Source organism: Psychroserpens sp. BH13MA-6, from assembly GCF_052983595.1.
This window is the reverse complement of the sequence record NZ_JBRJGE010000020.1, coordinates 1-4,225: the sequence shown is the minus strand read 5'-3', so window position 1 is coordinate 4,225 and position 4,225 is coordinate 1. Positions and strand designations below refer to the sequence as shown.

The 4,225-nt window shown below is 31.1% G+C and carries 5 protein-coding genes; all 5 read right to left on the bottom strand.

Annotation, left to right across the window (positions count from 1 at the left end; genetic code table 11):
* Positions 1–241: 241 nt before the first annotated feature.
* The 5 genes from ACU8DI_RS15165 to ACU8DI_RS15145 all read right to left on the bottom strand — a co-directional run bounded on the left by ACU8DI_RS15165 (position 242) and on the right by ACU8DI_RS15145 (position 4,057).
* Positions 242–775: a hypothetical protein gene (locus ACU8DI_RS15165; protein WP_447113639.1), complete on the bottom strand. Its 534-nt coding sequence runs from the start codon at positions 773–775 to the stop codon at positions 242–244.
* Positions 776–918: 143 nt separating this feature from the next.
* The gene (locus ACU8DI_RS15160; RefSeq protein WP_447113638.1) at positions 919–1,482 is read right to left on the bottom strand and encodes a hypothetical protein; all 564 of its coding nucleotides are present in this window, start codon (positions 1,480–1,482) and stop codon (positions 919–921) included.
* 167 nt (positions 1,483–1,649) lie between these two features.
* A complete protein-coding gene (locus tag ACU8DI_RS15155) occupies positions 1,650–2,021 on the bottom strand; it encodes a hypothetical protein (RefSeq protein WP_447113637.1) in 372 nt (123 codons plus the stop codon).
* 4 nt (positions 2,022–2,025) lie between these two features.
* Positions 2,026–3,543 (bottom strand): PIN domain-containing protein, encoded by a 1,518-nt coding sequence (locus ACU8DI_RS15150; protein WP_447113636.1) that lies wholly within the window; start codon positions 3,541–3,543, stop codon positions 2,026–2,028.
* Positions 3,527–4,057 (bottom strand): ATP-binding protein, encoded by a 531-nt coding sequence (locus tag ACU8DI_RS15145; protein WP_447113635.1) that lies wholly within the window; start codon positions 4,055–4,057, stop codon positions 3,527–3,529. The genes ACU8DI_RS15150 and ACU8DI_RS15145 overlap by 17 nt, the downstream gene beginning before the upstream one ends.
* Positions 4,058–4,225 lie beyond the last annotated feature (168 nt).

Here is a 4,225-nt window from a genome sequence, read left to right as displayed (position 1 = left end):
TCATAAAATCCATAATCCCTTTCTTTTTGGTTTTGTCCAAATGCTTGGTTCATTGATACCATTAATAGTAAAGTGATTAGATTGATTTTCAACTATAAATTCTTATTTTAAAATTGCACCTAACGTAATTGTGTATGATATCGTGCGATTGGAAATGATCGTTATTTTCCGTCGTCACGATTCTAAAGTAAATATAAGAATTAAAATCGAAGCAAGATTTGAGCATGGATTATACACGGTGTTACAGCACGTATTTATTCTTTAAAATATTCTTAGAAGCTATTTTTGCCTCGTTCACGTATCCGCTATTTTTATCCGCGATATGTCTCAATTCAGATTCTGTTTTCGATTCGAACTTTCTCTCGTAATTATTAATCAGATTTAGTTTTTCGGCATTTCTTTCCGCCAATACGGTTTTAGTCAGTTCTTTTTCTGGAAATAATTTATTCAAAAGTTCTTTATTTAATGGCAGGAAAATGATCAATAAACTCAGAAATATTAGATTGAATTTTATTGGCCCAATTTCAAAAGTTATGTTCGAGTAAAAAATGTCGATGAGATTTACGAGTCCGAGCATTAAAGTCAGACTAAAAATGTAAGCATATAACTTTTTGTTGTTAAAATACATGAATAAAGAAATTCCAACAAGTCCAATTCCTACGTAATGCTTATAATTCAGAATGTAATCCGTAAACAATGTAATTCCGATAGAAATTAAAACGAGAATTAATGAAATCAGAAGTGAGATTATGTCTTTACCGATGGTTTTTCTCATATGTGCTGTAACGGTTTTGTGTAAGCGTCAGTAACGGGAAAGTACGCGAGTACTTTCCGCTGACGCACTTCCTTTAGCAAAACGAGTTGGATTTCCGATTAGGAAATTCAGCCGTTATTGCGCTTACACGTTGTTGTAGCACGTTATTTTTTGTTTTTATACAGTTCAATTGCTTTTAAATAATTCAGTCCGCCACTCTTTGTTTGGTCGTTTAAAAACCCATTCAGTTCAGGATGGTTTTCCGTAATCCAATTTACAAGTTCATCTCTGTTTTTAACAAATTTCTCAACATTGAACGAAGCGGAAGTCCTATTAATGTCCTTTATTTTATTGCCCTCAAATTGTATGATTTCGTCTGTAATAATAGGTTCGTGGTGTAGAAAGGAAATTCGCTTATCCATTTTTGAAATTTTTGCTTTTACAATTCCATTTTCTTTTTCGATTTTGAGTATTTCGTAAGTCGGTTGAAATACAGAATCCCACTTTACCCATTCAGCGTATTCATTTCCAGTATATTTCTGCTCAAATCCGTCGTCAATAGTCGTAAATCTCTCGGTAATTAATTCAGTCGTTTTAGAAGAATTTGAATTGTCAATCGCAACGTAGAACTTTTTAGCAATTTCCAATTTGTCAGATTCCTTTTCTGAATTTTTACAGGAAATAATTCCTATTGTCAATAGTAGTAATAATACTGTAGTTTTATTCATTCGTTTTTGGTTTGGTCTAATGTGCTACAACGTCTTCGTGTATGGTTTGTTGCGTTGGCTGGAACTAAGTTAGCAAAAGAAACCGAACCAAAGTAAAATCCGCAGGATTTTCCGAGTACACACAAACTAGCAATTAACTATACACGTTGTTGTGCTTTCGTACCTTTCTATCTTAAATATGCAAATGATTGTGGAGGGTTCAATCCAAAAGATTCTTTAATGCATAATTGATTTTCATACATCTTTGGATTCTTAACTTTAATCGCATAGCCTTCATTTTTGCCCTCGAAATAATCTGCGTAATAATCTTGAGTTATTCCTGAAAATTCTGAGGTCTTACTCCAAAGAGTATTTAAATCTTGCTGAAAAATAGAATCGATTTCAAATTCTCCTATAACTTTACTAATTGGAGCAGAAGCATAAACGACAATATTCTTAACGTCTTTGTTTTTAAATAATACTCTCCTAAACTCAAACTTTTTGGTCCCTTCGAATATTTTAAATGCAAATTCTGGTTTTATTGATAAGATTACCTTCATAATTTTATTTAGTGCTGTAAGCAAATTTAATTAAAGAATTGAAATGATCATTATTAATCTCAATGAATCCTCTTGGAATATCAAAAACACTCTTAATTATTCCTAATTCTATAAGATTATTTAAAGTTGGTTTTGGTGTAGGAAGAGAATGAGCATAGAGTAGACTGATTACAAAAGGTCTAACCTTAGGTATTTTATTCCACCAATTTTTATCTAATTCAGGTTTGGTTATAAAAGTTCTCCTATTACAGATTTGGTAAAAGTCTTCAAAAGACTCAATTTTATTGAAAACTTCATCGACAATGCAAACAGAAGTTATAGTACTTGAAAATCTTTTTGGACTAGTTTCTCCAATTCTATAGATAAGGATAACATCTCCTTTTTTTAAATGCCTGTCCTTGTTATGAGAAATATAAACTTTATCAATTCGATTTCGATGTGGTTCGTTATCCATTAAGCCTTCTTTACTTTCTCTAGTATTTACGCTATCTGGAAATAATTCTCTATGATATTCTGGCTCAATTTTTATAATGTATTTCCCTGTGTTTCTAGATATAAACGGAAAAGTCTCTTTAGGGTTATCTGTGTTTATCGGTAAATTTTTACCAAAAGTTCTTACATATACTTTTTCGTCTCCATTTTCAGTTTGTTTTATTCCCCATTCTTTAAAACCCCAATCTTCAAGTAGATAAATAAGTCTTCTTTGTTCTTCACGTTTGTCAAAAATGGTAACATATATTTCATCAACTTTGTTTTCTATAGCATTGTCAAAAACTATTTTTAAAAATCGTTCTCCCAGTTTATATCCTGTTGAAGTAACTTTAAGAGTCCCTATTTTTAGTCTTTTTTTTGATTTAAATGCTGGTGAGATATCTCTATAGTTTTCTCCTTCCTTTTCAATTTTTAGGTAGAGGAAAGCCTTAACACTATCATCTGTAATACAGACATATGATAATTTGTCTGATTTACTATTAAACCAATTCTCAAATTCAGAATAGTCTTCTTTAAATGAATCAAAAAAATTATCCTCTAGGTTTATATTTCCAAAGTATTCGGTTTTAACCGCAAGTACTTGGTAATCCTTTAGCTCTGGATTTTCGGCAATACATTTTTCTAAAAAATCATCAATTTTAAAAACTCTTTCTGATATTCCTAAAATTTTTGCTTTATGATGAATTCCTCTATCTTCTGTAATTAAATATTTTACTCGATTATTGTAAACTTCTTTCAGAATACTTGTATCGATAGAAGCATTTTTAGTTCTATCAGCTTTTCTGAGCTCTAGGATTGTATCGTTGTCTTTGGATTCTGTTTTAAGAAGATTATAATTGTCAATTTTGACTTTCATGGTTTCGACAACTTCATTGTCTTGGTAACCAGAAATTTCTTCGATAGAAAGAGGGTGAACACATTTTTCATATTTTAATCTGTCCAACCAATTAAAAAGTAATCCAATGTCTTTGTTTTGAATGCGACTAGCTTCTCTATGTATAATTATGTTGGTGTCAATAAGAACTCTCATAAACTTTCAAAAAATCTTGAAGTGATTTGTCATCACTTGTTTTAACATTAAAAAAGGGAATATTTAATCTTAGGGAGATTTCTTGAGCAAACTTAATTTCTAAATTTTGCATGTCTTCTAAAATCTTTAAAGAATATTTCATCCTGTCCCGATTTTCTAATCTGCTTAAAATAGTTTGCACATCACAAGTTATAATAATTATTGCATTAGGATTAATTTTTTTAAAAGTATTTTCAGGAACTTTTTCTGGTTTGCCGTCAGAATTTAGTAAACAAAAATGTCCATCAAGCAAGTATTTTTTATCAGGTTCAATAATTTGAGATAAGCCATAAATTAATCTGTCTTGAGTAGTATTTAAGTTTTTTACTTTTTTGTTTCTTTTACCGCTAATCTCTTCCCATTTCAGGACTTTACTAGCAGAAAGATGCTCGAATTTAAATGATTGACATAATTCTTTACAGATGGTTCCTTTACCAACTCCGTGAATTCCTCCAATAAAAATTATGTTGTTCATTATTTGGTTTCGGTATGAAGCACAACGTAATTGTGTATGATTAGTTGCGGAATTTCAGCCGATCGCTTTTGCGTTCGGATGAGCCGCTTGCGGCGAAAATTCCGCTGGAAAGAAAGGCGAGAGGCTGAGCCTGGACATTTCTTTCCGTTTGGTTAAATATAGTGAATT

Excerpts from the sequence above, each read along its gene's own strand:
- ACU8DI_RS15165 (WP_447113639.1), bottom strand. The coding sequence starts at position 775 with ATGAGAAAAACCATCGGTAAAGACATAATCTCACTTCTGATTTCATTA.
- ACU8DI_RS15160 (WP_447113638.1), bottom strand. The coding sequence starts at position 1,482 with ATGAATAAAACTACAGTATTATTACTACTATTGACAATAGGAATTATT.
- ACU8DI_RS15155 (WP_447113637.1), bottom strand. The coding sequence starts at position 2,021 with ATGAAGGTAATCTTATCAATAAAACCAGAATTTGCATTTAAAATATTC.
- ACU8DI_RS15150 (WP_447113636.1), bottom strand. The coding sequence starts at position 3,543 with ATGAGAGTTCTTATTGACACCAACATAATTATACATAGAGAAGCTAGT.
- ACU8DI_RS15145 (WP_447113635.1), bottom strand. The coding sequence starts at position 4,057 with ATGAACAACATAATTTTTATTGGAGGAATTCACGGAGTTGGTAAAGGA.